Annotated in this window: 21 protein-coding genes; 1 reads left to right on the forward strand and 20 read right to left on the reverse strand. The window is 72.2% G+C overall.

The annotated features are described in order from the left end of the window. Positions 1-62: 62 nt before the first annotated feature. The 19 genes from ABZ454_RS37820 to ABZ454_RS37910 all read right to left on the reverse strand — a co-directional run bounded on the left by ABZ454_RS37820 (position 63) and on the right by ABZ454_RS37910 (position 18,877). Complete coding sequence (locus ABZ454_RS37820) at positions 63-851, reverse strand: SDR family oxidoreductase (RefSeq protein WP_356325134.1); 789 nt, start codon at positions 849-851, stop codon at positions 63-65. Position 852: 1 nt separating this feature from the next. Continuing rightward, positions 853-1,524 carry an antibiotic biosynthesis monooxygenase gene (locus tag ABZ454_RS37825; protein WP_356325132.1) on the reverse strand — a complete coding sequence of 224 codons (672 nt, stop codon included), beginning with the start codon at positions 1,522-1,524 and terminating at the stop codon, positions 853-855. Positions 1,525-1,533: 9 nt separating this feature from the next. Then, positions 1,534-2,304: an SDR family oxidoreductase gene (locus ABZ454_RS37830; RefSeq protein ID WP_356325130.1), complete on the reverse strand. Its 771-nt coding sequence runs from the start codon at positions 2,302-2,304 to the stop codon at positions 1,534-1,536. A gap of 37 nt (positions 2,305-2,341) precedes the next feature. Then, the gene (locus tag ABZ454_RS37835; protein ID WP_359543986.1) at positions 2,342-3,256 is read right to left on the reverse strand and encodes an LLM class flavin-dependent oxidoreductase; all 915 of its coding nucleotides are present in this window, start codon (positions 3,254-3,256) and stop codon (positions 2,342-2,344) included. 25 nt (positions 3,257-3,281) lie between these two features. Then, a complete protein-coding gene (locus ABZ454_RS37840; RefSeq protein WP_356325126.1) occupies positions 3,282-3,956 on the reverse strand; it encodes a hypothetical protein in 675 nt (224 codons plus the stop codon). Positions 3,957-3,978: 22 nt separating this feature from the next. Further along, positions 3,979-5,010, reverse strand: a complete 1,032-nt coding sequence (locus ABZ454_RS37845) for a methyltransferase (RefSeq protein ID WP_356325124.1) — start codon at positions 5,008-5,010, stop codon at positions 3,979-3,981. 60 nt (positions 5,011-5,070) lie between these two features. Beyond that, positions 5,071-6,282 (reverse strand): MFS transporter, encoded by a 1,212-nt coding sequence (locus tag ABZ454_RS37850; RefSeq protein WP_359543987.1) that lies wholly within the window; start codon positions 6,280-6,282, stop codon positions 5,071-5,073. Next, complete coding sequence (locus tag ABZ454_RS37855; RefSeq protein ID WP_356325120.1) at positions 6,279-7,061, reverse strand: SDR family oxidoreductase; 783 nt, start codon at positions 7,059-7,061, stop codon at positions 6,279-6,281. The genes ABZ454_RS37850 and ABZ454_RS37855 overlap by 4 nt, the downstream gene beginning before the upstream one ends. A 90-nt stretch (positions 7,062-7,151) precedes the next feature. Next, a complete protein-coding gene (locus ABZ454_RS37860; RefSeq protein WP_359543988.1) occupies positions 7,152-9,107 on the reverse strand; it encodes an SDR family oxidoreductase in 1,956 nt (651 codons plus the stop codon). Further along, positions 9,104-10,582 (reverse strand): FAD-dependent monooxygenase, encoded by a 1,479-nt coding sequence (locus tag ABZ454_RS37865; RefSeq protein WP_359543989.1) that lies wholly within the window; start codon positions 10,580-10,582, stop codon positions 9,104-9,106. Before ABZ454_RS37865 ends, ABZ454_RS37860 begins: the two co-directional genes overlap by 4 nt. Further along, positions 10,537-11,364, reverse strand: coding sequence for a 4'-phosphopantetheinyl transferase superfamily protein (locus ABZ454_RS37870; protein ID WP_356325114.1), 828 nt, complete (start codon positions 11,362-11,364; stop codon positions 10,537-10,539). Before ABZ454_RS37870 ends, ABZ454_RS37865 begins: the two co-directional genes overlap by 46 nt. A 34-nt stretch (positions 11,365-11,398) precedes the next feature. After that, entirely contained in the window at positions 11,399-12,334 is a 936-nt protein-coding gene (locus ABZ454_RS37875) for an aromatase/cyclase (RefSeq protein ID WP_356325111.1), read from the reverse strand. A 20-nt stretch (positions 12,335-12,354) separates the two neighbouring features. Then, positions 12,355-13,140, reverse strand: coding sequence for a 3-oxoacyl-ACP reductase FabG (fabG, locus tag ABZ454_RS37880; RefSeq protein ID WP_356325110.1), 786 nt, complete (start codon positions 13,138-13,140; stop codon positions 12,355-12,357). Between the two features lie 116 nt (positions 13,141-13,256). Next, on the reverse strand, positions 13,257-13,520 hold the full coding sequence (locus ABZ454_RS37885) for an acyl carrier protein (protein ID WP_356325108.1): 264 nt from the start codon (positions 13,518-13,520) through the stop codon (positions 13,257-13,259). A gap of 50 nt (positions 13,521-13,570) precedes the next feature. Further along, positions 13,571-14,785: a ketosynthase chain-length factor gene (locus ABZ454_RS37890; protein WP_359543990.1), complete on the reverse strand. Its 1,215-nt coding sequence runs from the start codon at positions 14,783-14,785 to the stop codon at positions 13,571-13,573. Then, complete coding sequence (locus tag ABZ454_RS37895) at positions 14,782-16,053, reverse strand: beta-ketoacyl-[acyl-carrier-protein] synthase family protein (RefSeq protein WP_356325104.1); 1,272 nt, start codon at positions 16,051-16,053, stop codon at positions 14,782-14,784. The genes ABZ454_RS37890 and ABZ454_RS37895 overlap by 4 nt, the downstream gene beginning before the upstream one ends. After that, positions 16,050-16,379 carry a TcmI family type II polyketide cyclase gene (locus ABZ454_RS37900; protein WP_356325102.1) on the reverse strand — a complete coding sequence of 110 codons (330 nt, stop codon included), beginning with the start codon at positions 16,377-16,379 and terminating at the stop codon, positions 16,050-16,052. Before ABZ454_RS37900 ends, ABZ454_RS37895 begins: the two co-directional genes overlap by 4 nt. 249 nt (positions 16,380-16,628) lie before the next feature. After that, the gene (locus tag ABZ454_RS37905; protein WP_356325100.1) at positions 16,629-18,194 is read right to left on the reverse strand and encodes an acyl-CoA carboxylase subunit beta; all 1,566 of its coding nucleotides are present in this window, start codon (positions 18,192-18,194) and stop codon (positions 16,629-16,631) included. Between the two features lie 29 nt (positions 18,195-18,223). Continuing rightward, positions 18,224-18,877, reverse strand: coding sequence for a TetR/AcrR family transcriptional regulator (locus tag ABZ454_RS37910; protein WP_356325098.1), 654 nt, complete (start codon positions 18,875-18,877; stop codon positions 18,224-18,226). Positions 18,878-19,575: 698 nt separating this feature from the next. On the opposite strand from ABZ454_RS37910, the gene ABZ454_RS37915 reads away from it, so the two are divergent. Beyond that, entirely contained in the window at positions 19,576-20,472 is an 897-nt protein-coding gene (locus ABZ454_RS37915) for a hypothetical protein (protein WP_356325096.1), read from the forward strand. 72 nt (positions 20,473-20,544) lie between these two features. Here ABZ454_RS37915 and ABZ454_RS37920 read toward each other — a convergent pair. After that, positions 20,545-20,684, reverse strand: a 140-nt coding sequence (locus ABZ454_RS37920; RefSeq protein ID WP_359543991.1) for a biotin/lipoyl-containing protein, incomplete at its 5' end; no start/stop codon positions are given.

Consider the following 20,684-nt stretch of genomic DNA (forward strand, 5'->3'; position numbering starts at 1 on the left):
GGCACCGGACGAGCGGTCGCCCCCGCGGTTCGGCCCGCGCCCCGCGCCGGGCGACGGGCCACTCAGGGGCGGCCGCCGCTGCGGATCGCGCGCATCTGCGCCACCCACCGGTCGGCGTCGTCGGCGCGCAGCCGGAAGGAGTCGGCCGAGCCCTGGTGGGTGAAGATGTGCATCCGGTTCTCCTCGACGCCGGCCAGCGCGGCCTTGGCCACCTGCTCGGGTTCGAGGACCTCGGAGTTCTCCTTCAGCAGCGCCAGCTGCTCGTTGCTGCTGACGCTCGCGGCCAGCATCGGGGTGTTGACCGCCTGGGGCATCAGGCACGAGACGCCGATGCCCCGGTCGCCGTACTCGACGGCGAGGTACTCGGCGAAGGCCACGGCGCCCTGCTTGGCGACGGAGTACGGCGCCGCGCCGAACGCGGTGAGCACCCCGCAGGCGGCGATGGTCTGCAGCAGGTGCCCGCGGCCGGCCTCCAGCATCGCCGGCACCACCGCGCGCGCCGCGTAGACGTGCGACATCATGTTGACGTCCAGCGCCCGCTTCCAGTCCTCGTCCGTGGCGTCGAAGCTGCCGGTCACGGTCAGGCCCGCGTTGGAGACGAACAGGTCGACGGCCCCGAACCGCTCCCGGGCCCGCTCGACCAGCGCCTGGACCGACGCCTCGTCGGCGACATCGGCCTGCACGGCCAGCGCCCCGGCGCCGATCTCCGCCGCCACCTTCTCGGCGCCCTCGGCGTCGAGGTCGGAGACGACCACGCCCCGGGCGCCGGCCAGGGCGAGCTGGTGCGCGATGGCCTTGCCGATGCCGCTCGCGGCACCGGTGACCACGGCGACACTGCCTTCGATCCTCATGTCACAGGCTCCCGAACGGGTTGGTGATGACGTAACGCCACTGGCCCGCGGCGTTCTTCTTCAGGACGTCGAGCCCACGCCCGGTGCCGGTCATCTCCGGTGACCCGGGGACCTCGATGCTCCAGTCGATGACGAGCGCGGCGGTGTCGCCGGCGACATAGCTCTCGGCGACCTTCGCCGACAGCCGCGGGTCCCGCTTCAGGAACTCGGTGACGGCGGCCCGGTGTTCGGCGCCGCTGACCGCCTTGCCGGGCTCCCAGACGGCTGCGGCGCCCGGCGCGTACACCGCCATGATCGCGTCGACGTCCCGGGCGGCGTAGGCGTCGAGGTACCTCTGGTTCATCTCCGCCGGGTCGGCGGGTACGGCCGGAGGCGGGCCGGCCAGATGCAGCTGGCGCACCTCCAGCTCCTTTCGCAGGTACGTGTCCCGGTCGGCCAGGAACTCCTTCATGTACGGCTGCGCGAGGTGGCCGGCCAGGGCCTTGCGGGTCGCCCAGATCTCGTAGAAGACGAACAGGTCGGGATCGTTCGCGTCCTGGTTGATCCAACTTCCCAGGCAGCCGGGCTCGCTCAGTGAGCGCTCGGCGAAGGAGACGAGCAGGGCGCCCAGCTCCGCGGCCTTCTCCGGTTTGGCGTGGGCGAAGCCCACCGCCGACTGGATTTCGTGTGACATGCGGGCTCCTCAGCCGAGTAGGGTGCCGCCGGTGGCGTCGATGAACGATCCGGTGATCCAGCGGGCCTCGTCGGAGGCGACGAACGCGACGATGTCCGCCACCTCGGAGACCTCGCCGACCCGCTTGAAGGCCGACAGGGCGGCCATCTGCTCGACCGCCTCCGGGTTCTCGAACACCGGGTCCCCGTTGTTCGTGACGCCCGGGGCGACCGTGTTGATGGTGATGTTGCGGGGAGCGAGGACCGGGGCCATGTGCAGCGTGATCTGCTCCAGGGCGCCCTTGCTCATCGCGTACGCGATCTGGATGGGGAACGCCGAGTGCGTGACCCCGGAGGACACGTTGACGATGTGGCCGCCGTCGGGGATCAGCTCGAGGGCCTGCTGGATGAGCAGGAACGGCGCCTTGGCGTTGATGGTGTAGCAGTTGTCGAGGATGTCCTCGGTGACCGCGCTCGGCCCCGCCCCCGCGAATCCGGTGGCGGCGGCGTTGTTCACGAGGATGTCCAGCGTGGCCGAGCCGGTGTGCTCGACCAGGCCGGCCCGCACCCCCTCGAGCAACCGCTCCACCGCGCCCGGCTCGCCGAGGCTCGCCTGCACGGCGAAGGCCCGGCCGCCGGCCTCCTCGATGAGCGCCACCGTCTCCTTCGCGGCGCCCTCGTTGGCCGAGTAGTTCACCGCGACGACGGCGCCGTCCTGCGCGAGGCGCAGCGCGATGCCGCGCCCGATGCCCCGGCTCGCGCCGGTGACCAGCGCCGTCCTGTTCTGCAACCTGCTGCTCATGGATAACCCTTCGGGATATGGAGGTGTGCGGAGTTCTTCAGGCGCTGTGCGGGGCGACGGCCTCGCGGACGGCCGGGGCGATCTCGCCGGCCCAGCGGCCCACCGAGGCCAGGTCCGGAGTGCCGCCGCGGGGCGAGAAGAGCATGAAGCCCGACGCCCCGTGACCGAGGACCGCCGCGGTCAGCTCCTCGATCCACTGGCCGGGGCTGCCGCCGAGCCAGCGGCCGTCCCGGTCACGGGTGGCGGCCAGCGGACGGTCGGTGATGCGGCCGGGGAGGTTGAAGACGGTGCGGATCTCGCCCGGGTCGCGGCCGACGGCCTTGGCCGCCTCGTCGATGACGGGACGCGAGGCGCGAAAGCGCGGGCTGACCCAGTCCGCCGCATGGCCGGGGATCCAGCCGTCGGCCACCCGGCCGGTGGCGGCCAGCGACTTGGGCCCGACCGATCCGGTCCACACCGGGGGAGCGGGGACCGGGGCCGGCTCGATCCGGTCGACCCGGTAGTGGCGGCCGTCGAAGGTGACGGGCGGGCCGCCGCCGGCCAGCTTCTTGACGAGGACGATCGCTTCCTCGAAGGCCTCCACGGCCTCGCCCGGCGTGAGCGGGTCGACGCCCATGGCGGCGATCCGCTCCCACAGCCCGCCGGCGCCCATGCCGAGCACCACCCGGCCGCCGGAGAGCGCGGCCAGCGACGTCACCGTCCGCGCCAGCATGGCGGGGGGACGGGTGGGAAGGTTGCTGACGTTGGCGAATCCGGCGAGGTTGCGGGTGCGTCCGACCAGGAACCCGATCGCGGCGTACGCGTCCAGGCGCTGCCCCACATAGGGGTGGTCCGACAGCGAGAAGAGGTCGAGCCCCTCACGGTCGGCCAGTTGGGCCATCTCCAGCAGGGCCGGTACGTCCTCGATGGTGCTGTGCGCACCGAAGCCGAAGACGACTTCGCGTGTTGACAAGGCGATGCCTTTCACTGTGTTCGGTTCACTTCGTCCGCGTGGCGCGGAACGTGTAGCGCCGGCCCGCCCCGGCCTCGGCCTGCCCCATGTACTCCAGGAGCGGCTCGATCTCCGCCTTGATGTGGACGAGCGCCTCCGCCTCCGAGGCCCACTCGGACAGCAGGAAGATCCCGTCGTCGTCCGCGGACACATGGAAGTTGGCGGCGATCGCCCCCGGGTACGCCCGGTCCTCGCCGACGGTCTTCTCCTCGGTGCCGAGCAGTCCGTCGACCCAGGCGCGCGCCGTCTCGCCCTCCTTCATGGCGAAGAACGCGGCGGGATAGCACCCGACCTCCGGAAGGGGGTCGGGCAGCGCGGTGGGCTGCACCCTGCGGTACAGCTCGAACGCCTTCGGCTCGCCCGGCCGGTGGCCCAGCGCCCGCCAGTCCGGCCGCAGGGCCTCGAAGGCCTTGCACAGGACGTCCGGGGTGCCGGCGTCCGACGACCACTGGGCGTAGGTCAGCAGCGAGGTGCCGTCGGTGCCGGTGAACAGGGTCAGGGCCGCGAGGCCGGCGGGCCACTCGGCGGACTCCCAGTGCGCGACGACCGCGGCGGCGGTGTCCGCGAGGCGCCCGGGGACGCCGGAGACGACTTCCTCGACGAGGGCTGTGGTGACGTCCTGGCGGCCCAGGTCCGGCCGGACGTCCGAGGTGGTGGGCATCAGCGACTCCTCCGTCCCGTGCTCACTTGGCCTTGCGACCGATGACCAGGACGTCGTCGTGCAGCCCCTCGACCTCGACGGTCTCCGGCCAGAAGCCCGCCTCGCGCAGCCAGCCGTGCAGTTCGTCCGCCGCGTACTCGTGACCGCCACGGGACCAGACGAGCATGGTGAGCCCGGCCAGCGCCCCGTGCATCGACGGCTGCTCCCCACCGGCCATGGGGTCGTAGACGAAGACGGCCCCGCCCGGCTTCAGGGCGTCGTGGGCGCGCTTGAGGAGCGCGATGCGGTCCTCGACGCCCCAGTTGTGCAGGACGTGGCCGAACACGAGGACATCGGCCTCGGGGAGGTCGTCCTTGAAGAAGTCGCCCCCGTGGAAGGTCACCGTCGACGCGGTGTCGCCGAGCCGCTCCATGTGCCGCTCGAACGCGGGCTCCAGCGGCGGCAGGTCGAAGACGGCAGCGGTCAGGTGCGGGTTGTGCGCGACCACTTGGTGCGCGAAGTTGCCGCGCGCGCCGCCGATGTCGACGAAGGACGTGTAGCCGCTCCAGTCGAACCGGCTCAGCGCCTGCGCGATCGGGGCGTTCAGCAGGTCCATGCTGTCCAGGAAGCCGTCGGTGGCCTCGGCGTCCGCGTACAGGGTGTCGTACGGGTTGCCGATGACGGCGGCCTGGTTCTGCGGCTTGCCGGTGCGCAGCGAGTCGGCGAGGCCGTTCCACGCCGGGTTCAGCTCCTGCTCGCAGAAGTGCAGGTACCCGCCGAGGTAGGCCGGGCGCCCGCGGACCAGGAACGCGTCGCTGACGGGTGCGTTGGTGAACGTGTCGCCCGCCGACTCCAGCAGGCCGAGGTGGACGAGGCCGGCGAGCAGGTCGTTGGTGCCCCGCTCGACGAGGCCGAGCCGGCCGGCGATCTCCTTCGCCGTCGCCGCCTCCTTCGACAGTTCGGTGAAGAGGTCGTACTCGACGGCCGCGAGCAGGATCCGCGACTGCCACGAGCCGAGGATCAGGCCCATGATCGGGCCGGGGTTCACTGAGCTCTCAGGCGTTTCGACTGCCATGGCGACAGGCCTCCTTGAAGTGATGGACGGACGGGAGCGGTACAGCGGTGGGACGGGGCGTCACAGCGCCGGGCCGCGGGCCCGGCGGCGGGACAGCGCGGCGACGAGGCCGAGCGCCCCGGCCGCCGCGATCAGCGCCGGCGCCGCGCGTGGGCCCGCGCCGTGGGTCATGAGCAGGGCGACCGGCGGGAGCAGCACGGCGGCCCCGAGCTGGACGCACATCTGGTACAGCGACACGGCCGCGCCCCGGTCCGCGGCCGTGAAGCCGGCGGTCGCCTGCGCGTTCAGCGCCACGAACGCGCAGCAGAAACCGGCCTCGACCAGCAGCAGCGCGGGCAGCACGCCGAGCGCGTAGGAGCTGCCCTCGGGCCGGATCAGCCACAGGACCTGGCCCAGCAGCGGGAAGAGCGCGCCGAGGGTGATGAGGCGCCGGGTCCCGTGGCGGGCGAGGAACCGGCCCGCGAAGGGGACCGTCAGCGCCAGCGGGACACAGGCCGGCAGCAGCGCGAGCGCGGCCTGCCAGGGCGACCAGCCGAACTCCCCGCTCATCCGGAAGACGGCCACCATGAGCAGGGCCTGGTAGGTGCCGTTGAGCGAGGCGGCGCCGAGCGCGGAGCGCAGCAGCGAGCCCTGCCGGAACAGCGCGGGGCGCGGCAGCCGCGGCCGCCCGGCACCCTCCTCCCGCGGCAGCACGTACCCGCCCGCCACCAGCAGCACCAGGGCGACGGGCGCGGGGAAGACGAAGACCCAGCGCCAGCCGGTCTCCAGCAGCGCGCCGGCGAGCAGCAGCCCGGCGGTGAAGCCGGCCGCGCCGAAGAGCGAGTACACCGAGAGGGCGCGCCGCCGCTGCGGCCCGTCCGGGAAGAGGTCGTTGATGATGGCCAGGCCGGTCGGCGCGGTCAGGGCCGCGCAGCAGCCCTTGACCACGCGGACGGCGACGAGGAGCGCCGGACCGCCGACGACCCCGCCCGCCAGGGAGGCCAGCGCGAACACCAGCATCGCGCCCAGATAGGCACGCCGGCGGCCGATGCGGGCGCACAGGACCGGGCCGAGCAGCAGCAGCGCGGCGAAGCCGAGGGCGAAGCCGCTCATCAGCCACTGCGCGCCCCACGGCGTCAGACCGAACCGGCCGGCGAGTGTGGGCAGCGCGATGAGGACGACGGACACCTCGACGGCGTCGAGGAGCATGTTGCCGGAGAGCACGAGGAGCCGGGACCACTGCCGCGCGTCCCACCGTTCGGCGGCGGGCGCGTCGGAGGCGGCCGCGGTCACCACGGCAGGGCCTGCCCGGCGGGTGAGCCGTCCTCGCCGAGGAAGGTGGCGGTGGGCCCGTCGTCGTCGAGCGTGGCGAGGAGGACGGGGATGTGGGCGCCCTGGGCGGGGGTGAGGACGCCGTGGTGCCCGTTGATGTCGGTGGCGACGAAGCCGGGGGAGGCCGCGTTGACGAGGATGCCGGTGCCGCGCAGCTCGTTCGCGTACGCCAGCGTGACCGCGTTCAGCGCGCTCTTGGACGTGGCGTACGAGAGCATGACCGGGAACTCACCGGGCGGGTGCACCCCGGTCGGGTCGAGGTTGGCGGCGGCCGCCGAGAGCGAGCCGATCGCGCTGCTGACGTTGACGATCCGGGCGGAAGGGGCCCGGCGCAGCAGCGGCAGCAGGGCGTTGGTCACGGTGATGACGCCGAACACGTTGGTCTCGTAGACCGTGCGCACCTGTGCGGCGGGGGTTTCGCTGGGCGGGTCGACCGGGCCGCCGACGCCGGCGTTGTTGACCAGGACGTGCACGGCGCCCGCCTCCTCGCCGAGCCGCTTGGCGGCGAGCGCGACGGAGGTCTCGTCGGTGACGTCGAGGTGCAGGAACCGTACGTCCAGGCCGTCGGCGCGCAACGCCTGCGCGGCGTCGCCGCCGCGCTGCTCGTCGCGGGCTCCCAGGTAGACGGTCAGGCCGCGTGCGGCCAGCTGGCGGACGATCTCCCGGCCGATCCCCTTGTTGGCTCCGGTGACGACGGCGACGCGTGCGGACCGGTCGGGGCCGGCGGACTGAGCGGACATGAACTGCCTCTCACTGATGGGTAGGGACGGGCGGCTCAAGAGGCTGTCGCCGGTGACCTCGGACCGGGCCGGGGCCACCGGGGCAGCGACTCAGCCCAGGAGGGTGCCGCCGGTGGCGTCGATGAAGGCGCCGGTGATCCAGCGGGCCTCGTCGGTGGTCAGGAAGGTGATGACGTCGGCGACGTCACCGGCCTCACCGACCCGGTTGAAGGCCGAGAACCGCGCCATCGCCTCGACGGCCTGCGGGTTGTCGAAGATCGCGCCGCCGTTGTCGGTGATGCCGGGCGCCACGCTGTTGATGGTGATGCCGCGCGGCGCGAGGATCCGGGCCAGCTGGAAGGTGAGCTGTTCGACGGCGCCCTTGGTCATGGCGTAGGCCACCTGATCGGGGACCGAGGTGCGGGTGACGCCCGTGGTGAGGTTGACGATGCGCCCGCCGCTCGGCATCTGGCCGAGGGCCCGCTGGACGATGAAGTACGGCGCCTTCGCGTTGACGGCGAAGGAGCGGTCGAACTCCTCCGGGGTGAGGTCCTCCGGCGCCGAACCCGTCGACGTCACCGCCGCGTTGTTGACGAGGATGTCGAGACGGGTGTCGCCGGTGCGCTCCTTCAGGCCGCGTTCGAGGCCGAGGAACAGTTCGTGCACATCGCCCGGGACGCCGAGTTCGGCGCGGACGGTGAAGGCGCTGCCGCCCTCCTTCTCGATCAGCTCGACGGTCTCGGCCGCCGCCTGCTCGTTGGCCGTGTAGTGCACGGCGACGAGTGCGCCCTCGCGGGCCAGCCGGATCGCCGTCGCCCTGCCGATGCCGCGACTCGATCCGGTCACGAGGGCCGTCTTGTCGGTGAGCCTGTCCACGGTTGACCTTCCGGGTTGGTGGGTGTGCGAGGGCCCCGGGCGGGGGGAGGGCCGGGGCGGTTGCGGCGCGTCGAGGCCGCTGATCATGCGGGCGAGGTGGCGGCGCGCGGAGCCGAGCTCCAGGAGTTCGCCGAACACGCCGCGCAGCGCGGTGACCTCGTCGGCGCCGAAGAGCAGGTGCGCCTGCGCCTGGATGTTGGCCAGCGTGCGGCTGCCCACCGGGTGCCGCTCGGCGTGGTAGTCGTCGAGGAGCCCGGGCCCGGCCGCCCCGGTCACGACCCGGGCCAGTCGCGGGCCGAGGGCGGCCGCGTCCTGCAGACCGAGGTTGACGGCCTGGCCGCCGACCGGCATCTGGCTGTGCGCGGCGTCGCCTGCGAGCAGCAGCCGGCCCCGCCGGTACTCGGTGACCTGCCGGGAGACGGTGCCGAACCGGTTGAGCCAGCGCGGCTCCCCGTGCCGGATGTCCTCGCCGGTCACCGCCGCCCAGGCGTCGGCGACCTGCGCGAAGGCGGGCTCGCCCGCCGGCTGCTCGCCGAACCGGTGGACCATGAGGCGGGTGGTGCCGTCGGGTCTGCGGTACGCGGTGGCGATGCCGTCGGCGAACCGCTCCAGCCGCCGGTTGCCGATCTCGATGCCCGCGACGTCCGCGCGCAGCATCACCTTGTCGGCGTCGTGCCCGGCGAAGTCGAAGCCGCCGAGAGACCGCACGGTGCTGTGTTCGCCGTCGCAGCCGACCACGTACCGGGCCGAGAGCGCGTACGTCGCGTCGTCCGGACCGCGCACCTCGACCCGGACGCCGGCGTCGGTCTCCCGCAGCCCGGTCAGCGTGTGGCCGCGCCGCACCTGCGCGCCGAGACCGGCCGCGTACGTCTCCAGCTCGGTCTCCAGGTGGTGCTGGAGACACTCCCACTGACCGGCGTACGGATGGTCCGGGTCGGCTTCGGTGAGGTCCAGCCGCAGCCCGCCGAAGTGCCCGGGCCCCACGGCGGGCAGCTCGCCCAGCCGGGGCAGGAAGCCTCGGTCGGCGAAGATCTCCATGGTCCGCGCGTGCAGGACCGAGGCCCGCGACTCGCCGCTCGGTGCGGTCAGCCGCTCCAGCACGACGACGCGCGCGCCCCCCGTCCGCAGCTCGGCCGCGAGGAACAGTCCGACGGGTCCGGCACCGACCACGACGACGTCGGTGGGGCTCACCGGCGCTGCCCGGCCGGGCCGAACCAGCGGGTCAGCGCGGTGGTCAGGTTCTGATGACTGCCGGGTGCGGCCCAGGCGACGTAACCGTCCGGGCGCAGCAGCACCGCGGCGGTGCCCGCGAGCGGGCCCTGCGCGGAGGCGGTGTGGGCGGTCGCGGTCACGATGTCGACGCGGGACCGCCAGGGCTGCGCGCGGCGGCGCAGGACGGCGTTGTCGTCGAGGTCGAGAAGGACACCGCGTCCCGCGCGCAGGAGCGCGGTGCTGCTCGTGCTGCCGCTGTCCGTCGTCACCGGCAGGTGCGGCATCCGGCGCCCGAGCAGCGGGCCGGGCCCGCCGTCCACGTCGTAGCGGATGTCCAGGCCGCTGACCTTGGCGGCCAGATGGCGGGCCACGTCCGGGTAGCGGATCAGCTCGGTGAGCACGTCGCGCAGCGGCTGGGCCTCCTCGCCGCCGAGCACCAGCAGGCTCTGCGCCCGGGTGTTGGCGAGCAGGGCACGGCCCACCGGGTGGCGCTCGGAGTGGTACGTGTCGAGCAGTTCCTCGGGGGCGTCGCCGCGCAGGACCGCCGCCAGCTTCCAGCCGAGGTTGTACGAGTCCTGGAGGCTGGTGTTCATGCCCTGGCCGCCGGCGGGCAGATGGACGTGGGCGGAGTCGCCGGCCAGCAGGACACGGCCGCGCCGGTACTCGCCGGCCTGCCGGGCGGCGTTGCCGAAGGCGCTGACCCAGACGGGCTCGGCGTGCGAGATGTCGTCGCCCGTGAGGCGCTTCCACACATCGGAGACCTCGGCGAACTCCGGCGGTCCGGTGCGCCTGCGCGGCTCGACGCCGTGTTCGCCGACGATGACCCGGTGGATCCCGCCGGCCAGCCGGGCGACCATCACGAAGCCGCCGGTGAGGTGTTCGCCGGTCATCCGCGGCTCCAGTTCGACGCCGCGCAGATCGGCCAGGAGCATCTCGGTGGTGGCGGCCGTGCCGGGGAAGTCGAAGCCGGCCGCCTTGCGCACCGCGCTGCGGCCGCCGTCGCAGCCGACGAGATAGCGGGCCTCGATCCGCTCCTGACCGCCGGGGTGGCGGACGGTGACCGTCACGCCGTCGCCCGTGTCCTCGTACGCGACGAACTCGTGTCCACGCCGGATGTCGGCGCCGAGTTCGCCCGCCCAGGCCTCCAGGGCCTCCTCCGTCACCGACTGCGGGACGGTCTTCGCCGCCTCGTGGGCCGCGCCGAGGACGGTCATGTCGATCGGCACGCCCCCGAAATGGCCCATGGTGGCGGTGTCGTACGCACCGAGCCTGCGCAGCAGCCCCCGCTGGTCGAACACCTCCATCGTGCCGATGGTCAGGCCGATGCCCCGGGACTCCCCGGTGCGTTCGGGGTGCCGTTCGAGCACCGTGACGCCGATTCCCGCGAGCCGTAGTTCCCCGGCGAGCATCAGCCCGGCGGGTCCCGCTCCCACAACGACCACCGAAGCGTCCATGAACCTCTCCTCCTCAAAGCCAGTAGCGGAGCCGCGGAAAGCGGCAGTCCCGCTTCGCCGTCGTACAGGCACGCCGCCGGCAGCGAACGCAGCGTGATGAGCGGCTCCACGGACACCGCCAGCGCGGCGGCGGCGGCGTGCCGCGGCCCGGCCGGTATGTCCCGGACGATCCAGCCGGACGGTCCGGGCGGGGCGTCGGCGTCGGTCCCGACGCCCAGGTAGTCCAGGGCGGGCCTGCGGCCCAGCCCGGTGCCCAGACCCTTGAGATACGCCTCCTTGCGCGTCCACACCTGGGCGAAGGCCTCCGGCCGGCGCCCCTCGGGCAGCGCGAGCAGCTCCCGCCACTCCGCCTGGTGCAGTGCGGGCCCGCACACCCGCACCGCCTCGACCGTCGGCGTGCGCTGCACATCGACGCCGAGGACCGTCGCCGCCGTGCCGATCAGGATCAGCCCATGGCTGTGCGACAGCGAGAAGTGGACCGGCAGCGGCGGGTCCCGCAGCACGGGCCGGCGCGTGCGGCGCGGCTGCGACGGACCGGCCTCCCGGCCCAGCCGCAGCCGCTCCGGCGGATACCCCGTGGCGGCCGCCAGGATGCGGCGCAGCGCGATGTGCGCCGACAGGTACTGCACCCGGTCCGCGGGACGTACGAACAGTTCCGACTGCCGCACCTCCGCGGTGTCCAGCTCGCGCACCGCGAGCCGGGCCGCCGCGGCGCTGCCCGGGGCGGGCGGGCGCACCAGCCACAGCGAGAGTTCCGGCGGCTCCCGCAGGAGCGGGATCACCGGGTGTCCGGAACCCTCTCGCAGAACGCCGGACTCAGCGCCTGGCTTCGGCATAGGCTTTTGCGTGCCCGAGCGTGGCCCTGCTGTTGGTGCTGAGGGCGTTGTGCACATACGCGCGGGCGTCCGCGACGGTGGCGTCGGGGCCCAGGACGCGGGCGATGTTCGCGGTGTTGATCGTCACCGTGTGCTGCGAGGAGGCGGTGACACCGGTCTCCGTCTCGGCGAACGTCCAGTAGCCGGTGTGCAGCGTCATCAGCGCGGGCAGCGTCACCTGCTTGTAGGCGATCTTGTGGTGCGGGAACGTCACCCGGTACGACTTCGTGGTGTGCACGGAGCCGTCCTTGGCGCGGGTGTCCATCTCCAGGGTCTGCAGCCCGGGGGTGTCCTCGGTCAGCCGGACCGTGGCCACGTGGGGCAGCCGCTCCTCCCAGAGGTCCGCCTCGTCGATGAAGTCGTAGACGTCCTTGGCCGCTCCGGCGACGTCGACGGAGTCCTCGAAGGAGAACGTCAACGCGTCCTCGGCGTGCACGCGTTCGACGTTGGCGGCCAGCGCGGCGAGCTCCGAGCGGGAGTTGCGGTCGACTGCCTCGTCGATCCACCGCAGGCTCTCGGGGTCGTCGTCGATCGCCCGGTAGTCGTGCAGCAGCCGGATCCTCGACTCGGTGTCCGACACCGGCTCGATGATCCAGGCGCCGCCCATGGAGGCCACCGGCGGCGTGGACACCTCCTGGCGGAAGTCGATCCGCAGCTTCCCGGGGTCCAGGGTGCGGTGCGAGGTCCAGTTCTTGGGCTCACCGTTGGCGGTCGCCCAGATCTGGATGCGCTCGTCCCCGGCGCCGCGCTCCGCGTGCTCGACGTGGATGGTCGGCGGGAAGATCCGCGGCCAGTTCTCCACTTCGGCGATCAGCCGGAACACCGTCCCGGCCGGCGCGGCCGCAGTGATCTCATGCTCGACCTCACGGGTGTTCATGGTCAACTCTCCTCGAATTCCTAGAAGTTGCCGAGTCCGCCGCAGACGTTGAGCGCCTGGGCGGTGATGGAGGCGGCCGTGTCGGAGGCCAGGTAGCCGACGAGGCCGGCGACCTCCTGTGGCGTGGAGTAGCGGCCGAGCGGGATCTTGGCCTGGAACTTGGTGAGGATCGCCTCCTCGGTGGTGTCGTACGCGGCGGCGTAGCCCTGGCGGACCCGCTGGGCCATCGGCGTCTCGACGTACCCGGGGCACACCGCGTTGACGGTGATGCCGGTCGGGGCGAGCTCGTTGCCGAGGGCCTTGGTGAAGCCGACGACGCCGTGCTTGGAGGCGGAGTACGGGGCGCCGAGGACGACGCCCTGCTTGCCCGCGGTGGAGGCGATGTTGATGACCCGGCCGCGGTCCTTGTGGCGCATGCCACCGGTGTTCAGCACCTCGCGCGTCAGGCGGAAGACGCTGTTGAGGTTGGTGTCGATGACGTCCTCCCACAGTGCGTCATCGATGTCGGCGGTGACGCCGCCACCGGACCGGCCCGCGTTGTTGACCAGTACGTCGACGGTCCCGAAGGTGTCGACGGCCGCCTGGACGAAGGTGCGTACGGCGTCGGCGGACCGGACGTCGAGGGTCGTGCCGTCGACCTCGAGACCCTCGGCCCGCAGTTCCTTCACGGTCGATGCGACGTTGTCGGCGTCGCGTGCGCCGATGAACACCTGGTGGCCCTGCTCGGCCAGGAGCCGGGCGGAGGCGAGGCCGATCCCGCTGGTCGCTCCGGTGACCACAGCGACCCGCTTTTCCTGAGCTGACATGTCCGTCGTCTCCAGTGATCCGATGAGTGATCCGATGGGTGATCCGGGGTGGTGCGAAAGAGGAGGGGGTGCGGGGCTGCCGGGCGGTGGCGGTGCACCGCCCGGCGGGACCCCGGTCAGACCAGGCTGACGAGGCCGCTGTTGACGGTGTCGATCAGCAGGCGCGGGGTGTTCGCGATGCTCAGCACCTCCTCGTCGAGGGAGATGCCGTACTCGCGCTCTATGCGGCCGCCGGTCTCCAGGAGCGCCAGCGACTCGTAGCCCAGCTCCTCGAAGTCGGTGTCGAGGATGTCCCCGTCCAGGTTGTAGGACTCGTCTGCGCCCGCCGCCTCGATGAGAATGCGGCGGAGGTCGTCGAGGGTGAATGCCTGCTCGGCCATTGCGGTTCCTTTCCGGTGGTACGAGTGGGTCGGCGAGAGGTCCGGCGCGCTCAGGCGGCGGACCGGACGACGAGTGCGGAGTTGAAGCCGCCCTGGCCACGGGCGAGCACCAGCGCGGTGCGCACCTCGTGGGGGCGCGGGTGGCCGACGACCAGGTCCAGGCCGTACTCGTCGGACGGATCGGTGTTCATGGTTGGCGGGATCAGGCCCTCCTCCATCGCGAGGAAGACCGTCGCGAGGTCGAGCGCGCCGGCGGCCGAGTACAGCGCCCCCGTCGCCGTCTTGGGGACGGTGACGGGCACCTGCTCGCGGCCGAAGACCGCGTTCAGCGCCTCGGCCTCGATCCGGTCCAGCTCGGGGACGGCCGCGCCGTCGGCGAAGACCACGTCCACGTCACGGGGGCTCACCCCGGCGTCGGCCAGGGCGGTCTCGATCGCCCGGCGCAGGGCGGGCGGACGGCCGCTGCCCGGCTTCGGGTCGAACGTGGCGCCGTAGCCCGCGATCTCCCCGTACACCTTGGCGCCGCGGCCCCGGGCGACGTCCTCCCGCTCCAGGATGAGGATGGCGCCGCCCTCACCGGGCACGTGCCCGGAGGCCCGCCGGTCGAAGGGCAGGTAGGCGGTGGCCGGATCGTCCTGGGTGGTGACCCGGCCGCTCGTCATCTGCGCCACCCAGCCCCACGGGCACAGGGAGGCGTCGACGGAACCGGAGACGACCAGCGGTGTGCCCTTGCGGACCTGGCGGCGGGCCTGCGCGACGGAGTCCAGGCCACCGGCCTGCTCGGTGACGACGACCCCGCTCGGGCCCTTCATGCCGTGCCGGATGGAGATCTGGCCGCTGTTGACGGCGTAGAACCAGGCGAAGGACTGGTACGCGGAGACGTACTCGCTGCCCTGGCTCCACAGCCGCTCCAGCTCGCGCTGGCCGAACTCGAAGCCGCCCGACGCGCTGGAGGTGACCACACCCATGTCGAAGGCCGGCAGCTCCTTCGGATTCACACCCGCGTCCGCCAGGGCCCAGTCGGCGGCGACGAGCGCGAGGCGCGTCATCCGGTCGGTCTGCGGCAGCAGGCGGCTCGGCAGGTGCTCCCCGGCCTCGAACCCGTGGATCTCACCGGCGAGCTGGGCCGGGTACTGCGTGGGGTCGAAGCGGGAGATGCGGCCGATGCCGCTCTTGCCGACGCGGGCGGCCGACCAGTACTCCTCGACGCCGAGCCCGTTGGGCGCGACCACGCCGAGGCCGGTCACCACTACGGGGGTGCTCATGCGGCGGTCCTTTCCGGCCGGGCGAGAACCATGGCGCTCTGGAAGCCTCCAAAGCCGCTGCCCACGGTCAGCACGGCATCCGTCGTGTGCTCCCGCGCGGTGACGGGCACATAGTCGAGATCGCATTCGGGATCGGGTTCGTGCAGGTTCGCCGTGGGCGGCACCACGTTGTGGGTCATCGCCAGGGTCGAGGCGGCGATCTCGATGGCTCCGATGGCACCGAGGGAGTGGCCGACCATCGACTTGATGGAGCTCACCGGTGTGGCGTAGGCGTGGGCGCCCAGGCTCTTCTTGAACGCGGCGGTCTCGTGGCGGTCGTTCTGCTTGGTGCCCGAGCCGTGCGCGTTGATGTAGTCGATCTGGTCCCCGTTCATCCGCGCCTCGTCGAGGGCGACGCGGATGGCCTCGGCCATCTCCGCGCCGTCGGGGCGCAGACCGGTCATGTGGTAGGCGTTGCTGCGCGTCGCGTATCCGGCGATCTCCGCGTAGATGCGGGCGCCGCGCCGGCGGGCGCTCTCCAGCTCCTCCAGGACGAAGAACGCGGAGCCCTCGCCGAGGACGAAGCCGTTGCGGGTGCTGTCGAACGGGCGTGAGGCGCGCTCGGGAGCGTCGTGCCGCGGGGTGGTCGCCCGGATCGCGTCGAAGCACGCCATCGTGATCGGGGAGATCGGGGCGTCGGTGGCCCCCGCGATCATCACGTCGAGCGAGCCGTCGCGGATCAGCTCGATGGCGTACCCGATGGAGTCGATGCCGGACGTGCACCCGGTCGACACCACCGCGTTCGCGCCCTCGGCGCCCACCGCCCAGGCCACTTCGGCCGCGAACGAGCTGGGCACCAGGTGGTTGTAGAGGTGCGGGACGGCGTACCGGTGGTCGACGAGGTTCAGCCGCCCGTCGTCGCTGACGACCCGGTACTCCTCGTCGAGGCCCATCGTCGCGCCGACGGCCGTGCCGACCGTGACGCCGACGCGGTGCGGAGCGTGCGTCTCCAGGTCGAGGCCGCTGTCCGTCAGGGCGCCGCGCGCCGCGACCACGGCGAACTGGCCCGCCCGGTCCATGCGCCGGATCTCCTGCGGACCGAGCCCGTGCGCCTCGGGATCGAAGTCGATCTCGGCGGCGACGCGGGAGCGGAACGGCGACGGGTCGAAGAACGTGATGCCCCGCGTCGCCGTGCGCCCCTCGCTGAGCAGCGACCAGAAGGCCTCGCTGCCCAGACCGCCGGGGGCCAGCACCTCGAGACCGGTGATGACTACGCGTCGGCCGTTCACCGCGACGCCTCCCAGTGGTAGAAGCGGTGCGCCATGGCGTCGGCCGGCGAACGCCAGGTCGCCGGGTCGTACGCCTCGATGAAGGGCTTGAGGTCGTCACTGATCCGCACGAAGCGCGGGTCGGTCTTCGCCTCCTCGATCTGCTCGCCACCGTTGTCGGTGTCGAAGTCCTGGAGGTGGAAGTAGAGCCCGCGGTAGTGGAAGAGCTGGCGCCGGCGGGTACCCATCCGGTGCGGCATCTCGGTGGCGTCGAACTCCCGGAAGAGATCGGCCACCTGGCCGTTCATGCCGGGCTCCATCCGGGCCACGATCAGATTGCTGTGCATGCGATTCTTCTCCAAGCTGTCCAGTCCCGAAAACGGGCATCAAAAGCCGTGCGGCGGATTGGAGTTTCACGTCACGTCGACGGTTCGACAGCAAGAGGGCCGGAACCGGACGGAGTCGGAAGGAAGAGCGCGCTTTCGCCTGAAGGGATTCAGCGACAAAGCGCCGGACTCTGGCATCCATCCTCTTCGGGCAGCGCCCCTGATTCAAGAGGAATTACTTCAAATCCAGGTCCAGATCTACAAGGCGCCTCACTGCGGAGGGTTCCCGTGTTTGCGCGACGGCAGATCCGCGTGCTTCGCACGCAGCATCTCCAGGGAACGGATGAGCACCGAGCGGGTCTGACGCGGGTCGATGACGTCGTCGATCAGCCCGCGCTCGGCCGCGTAATAGGGGTGCATCAGCTCGTTCTTGTACTCCTTGATGCGCTGCTCGCGCACGGCGTCGGGGTCCTCGGCCGCGTTGATCTCCCGGCGGAAGATGACGTTGGCCGCACCTTCGGCGCCCATCACGGCGATCTCGTTGGTCGGCCAGGCCAGGGCCAGGTCGGCGCCGATGGAGCGGGAGTCCATCACGATGTACGCGCCGCCGTAGGCCTTGCGCAGCACCAGTGAGATGCGGGGCACGGTGGCGTTGCAGTAGGCGTACAGCAGCTTGGCGCCGCGCCGGATGATGCCGTTGTGCTCCTGGTCCACCCCGGGCAGGAAGCCCGGCACGTCGACCAGGGTGACCAGGGGGATGTTGAAGGCGTCACAGAACTGGACGAAGCGAGCGCCCTTCTCGGAGGCGTCGATGTCCAGGACCCCCGCCATCGAGGCGGGCTGGTTGGCGACGACTCCGACGACGTGGCCGTCGAGCCGGGCGAACGCGCAGACGAGATTGGTCGCCCAGGCGGGGTGGACCTCGAAGAAGTCGCCGTCGTCGACGACCTCCTCGATCACCCCGCGGATGTCGTACGCCTGCCCGGAACCGGCCGGCACCAGGTCCAGCAGGGCGTCGTTGAGCCGGTCGACGGGGTCGCCGGAGCGCTCCACGGGCGACAGCTCGCGGTTGTTGGCGGGCAGCAGCGACAGCAGGTAGCGGACGTCCTCGATGCACTCCTCCTCGTCGTCGTACGCGAAGTGCGAGACGCCCGAGACGGCGGAGTGGACGTCCGCGCCGCCCAGCCCGTTCTGGCTGATCTCCTCGGCGGTGACCGCCTTGACGACGTCCGGCCCGGTGATGAACATCTGGCTGGTCTCCCGGACCATGAACACGAAGTCCGTGAGCGCCGGGGAGTAGGCCGCGCCGCCCGCGCACGGGCCGAGCATCACCGAGATCTGCGGGATGACGCCGGAGGAGCGGGTGTTGCGCTGGAAGATGCCGCCGTAGCCGGCCAGCGCGGTCACCCCCTCCTGGATCCGGGCGCCGGCCCCGTCGTTGAGCGAGACGAGCGGGGCGCCCGCCGCCTCGGCGAGGTCCATGATCTTGTGGATCTTCTGCGCGTGGGCCTCGCCGAGCGCGCCGCCGAAGATCCGGAAGTCGTGGGCGTAGACGAAGACGGTCCGGCCGTGGACGGTCCCCCAGCCGGTCACCACGCCGTCGCTGTACGGCTTCTTGTCCTCCAGGCCGAAGCCGGTGGCCCGGTGCCTGCGCAGCGGCTCCACCTCGTTGAAGGAGCCCTTGTCCAGGAGTAGCGCGATCCGCTCCTGAGCGGTCAGCTTTCCCTTGCTGTGCTGACGTTCGGTGGCCGCCGGACTCGGACCCGTCCGCGCCGTCTCCTTGATCTGCGCCAGCTCGTCGATCCGGTCCCGGATCGCCTCGTGCGGTGTGGCCATGGTGTTCCCCACCTCCAGGGGTCGTCGGGTCAGCGCTCGGCCCGGTACAGACGGACGAAGTCCACGACACCGGCGCCGATGAGCGCCTCGGTCTCGAAGTCGGCCAGCGGCAGCGCGCCGTGGAAGGAGCGCTGGACGACGCCGCCCGCGACGAGCTGGATGAAGCGCTCGGCGGCACGGTCGGCGTCGTCGACGTCCAGCAGTCCCTGGTCGGCGACGCGCCGGAGGCGGCGCGCCAGCTCCCGGTTGGCCTGCCGGGGCCCGGCGGTCCGCCACATCTCGACGACCCCGGCCGGCCAGGTGGCGATCTCCGCACCGAGGTGCCGGACGATCGCGAAGTGCTCGGGGAAGGCGGCCAGCGGGGTCAGCCAGGCGCGGCCCAGCGCGACGAGGTCCTGCTCCAGGTCGGTGACGTCGGCGAGGTGGTCCTCCGCGACGACCGTCAGCGCGGTGGCCACGGCGGCGGCGCCCTCCAGCAGGACGGTGAGGAGCAGGCGCTCCTTGTCCTTGAAGTAGTGCGTGATGGTGGGCTCGTCGAGACCGCACTCCTGGGCGATGTCCATCACGTTCGCGTGGGTCCAGCCCTCGCGGGCGAAGACGACGCGTGCCGCGCGGACGATGTCCCGGCGCTCCTCCGCCGATCCGGCCTGAGTGGTCGGGGGCGTCGCGTACTGGATGGTCATGGTGTGTTCCTCCGTGTGAGGTGCGGATGCGACGGGATGGGCGAGGTGTGCTTCTCCGGCTTGCCTCCGTACGTGGGCGCGCAGGGATACGAGGAGCGCGGTGATGGCGGCGGGGAAGGCGGCCGCGCCACCGGACAGGGGGCCGGAGCGCGCGCCGGACCGGGGAAGGTGAAGCCGGCCGCGCACTCCGTGCCGTGTGCCGTCCATGACGGAGCCGGGACGGAACGCGGCGTGGTGCGGCTCGGCCGGCCGTGTCCGCTGCGGGCCTGCCCGCGGTCGCGCCGCAGCGGTCGGCACGACATACGCGGCGCGGCGGGCAGGCCGGGAACGGGGGTGCGCGCCCTCGGGAGGCGGCCGGGGAGGGGACGTGCCGGCGTCGGGAGAGCGCCTCTCGGTCCCGGGTGGGGGGCGTGGACGCACGGCTCGGGAATCTGCTCCATAGCTTCTTCGTTCCAGGGCCGCGGGTCAAGGATATTCATGTCAGATCTCGGTCAATTCTTGTCAGGAATAGTCCGTTCCGGAACAGCGTGCCCGTACGTCAGAATACGGAAAGGCGCGGCACGGAATTCATCGAATTCCGTCACGGATGACAGGGGACGGCTATGTGGCCTTGTGCCGCCGGGAATCGCGGCAATATGTTCATGGTGTCCATAGGTGACTACTGATCAGGAGTTGCGGTGACACACGGGGGAATTCATATGCCGGTGAGGACGGCGGTCTGCGCCGGGACGGGCTGTGTCCGGCGTGAGAGCGGCGGCCGGGCCCGGCGCCTCGCCGCGCCGGGCGCCCGGTTGTGCCCGGCCTGCCATGAGCGGCTGGTGCGGGACCTGAACCGGCTGCCGGCGCTGTACGAGGAGTGCGCGCGCCACCTCGGCGGGGGAGGCGGCGAGCGGTGCACGGAGAAGACCTCGGGCGGCCCGCTGCCCGGCATGCCGTTCAACGCCCGTGCGGCGGAGGCACGTTCGGCGATCCTGGCGGTGCTGAGCTCCTGGGCCACCCTGGTCCTGGAGGAACGCGGGCTGGGCGGGCCGCGGCGCGCGGTCGCCCCGCTGTCCCGGTTCCTGGCCGGCCACGGCGGCTGGCTCGCGGCGCACCCGGCCGCGGGTGAGGTGTCCGCGGAGGTGGCCCAGTTGGTGCGCCGGGCGCACGGCGTCATCGACCCCTCGACCAGCCGGCGCATACCGATAGGCGCGTGCGTCGAGCCGGACTGCGCCGGCGAGCTCACCGCGGTCGTCCGGCCCCAGCAGCCGCAGCTGCCCGCCACGATCACGTGCGCCGCGGACCCCTCGCACCGCTGGCTCGGTCATGAGTGGTTGCAGCTCAGCCGCCGGATCACCGCGACGGCCACGTCGGACGCCGCCGGGCCTGAGGACGACGCGGACACGCGGACGCCCGCACGGGCGGCAGCGGCGGCCGCGCCGGAGACCCGGTGGGTGACCGCCTCGGACATCGCCCGGCTGTGGGGCATGCCGTCGGGCAGCGTCTACCGCCACGCCAGCACGCAGAAGTGGCGCCGGCGCAGCCTGTCCGGCCGCACGTACTACCACGCCGCCGACGTCCACGAGACGCTGAGCTGCCGGCCGACGGCCGCCTAGAGCGACCGAGACACACGGGTGAGGGCTCCTGGCGATCCGCCAGGAGCCCTCACCCGTTCGTCGATGGTGCGGTCAGTCCTCGATCGTGCAGATGACGGCGCCCGAGGTGAGGGAGGCGCCGACCTCGGCGGCGAGGCCCTTGACGGTGCCGGACCGGTGGGCGTTGAGCGGCTGTTCCATCTTCATGGCCTCCAGGACGACGATGAGGTCGC

Origin of the sequence: Streptomyces sp. NPDC005803 (assembly GCF_040630435.1) — a bacterium.
Classification (GTDB): domain Bacteria; phylum Actinomycetota; class Actinomycetes; order Streptomycetales; family Streptomycetaceae; genus Streptomyces.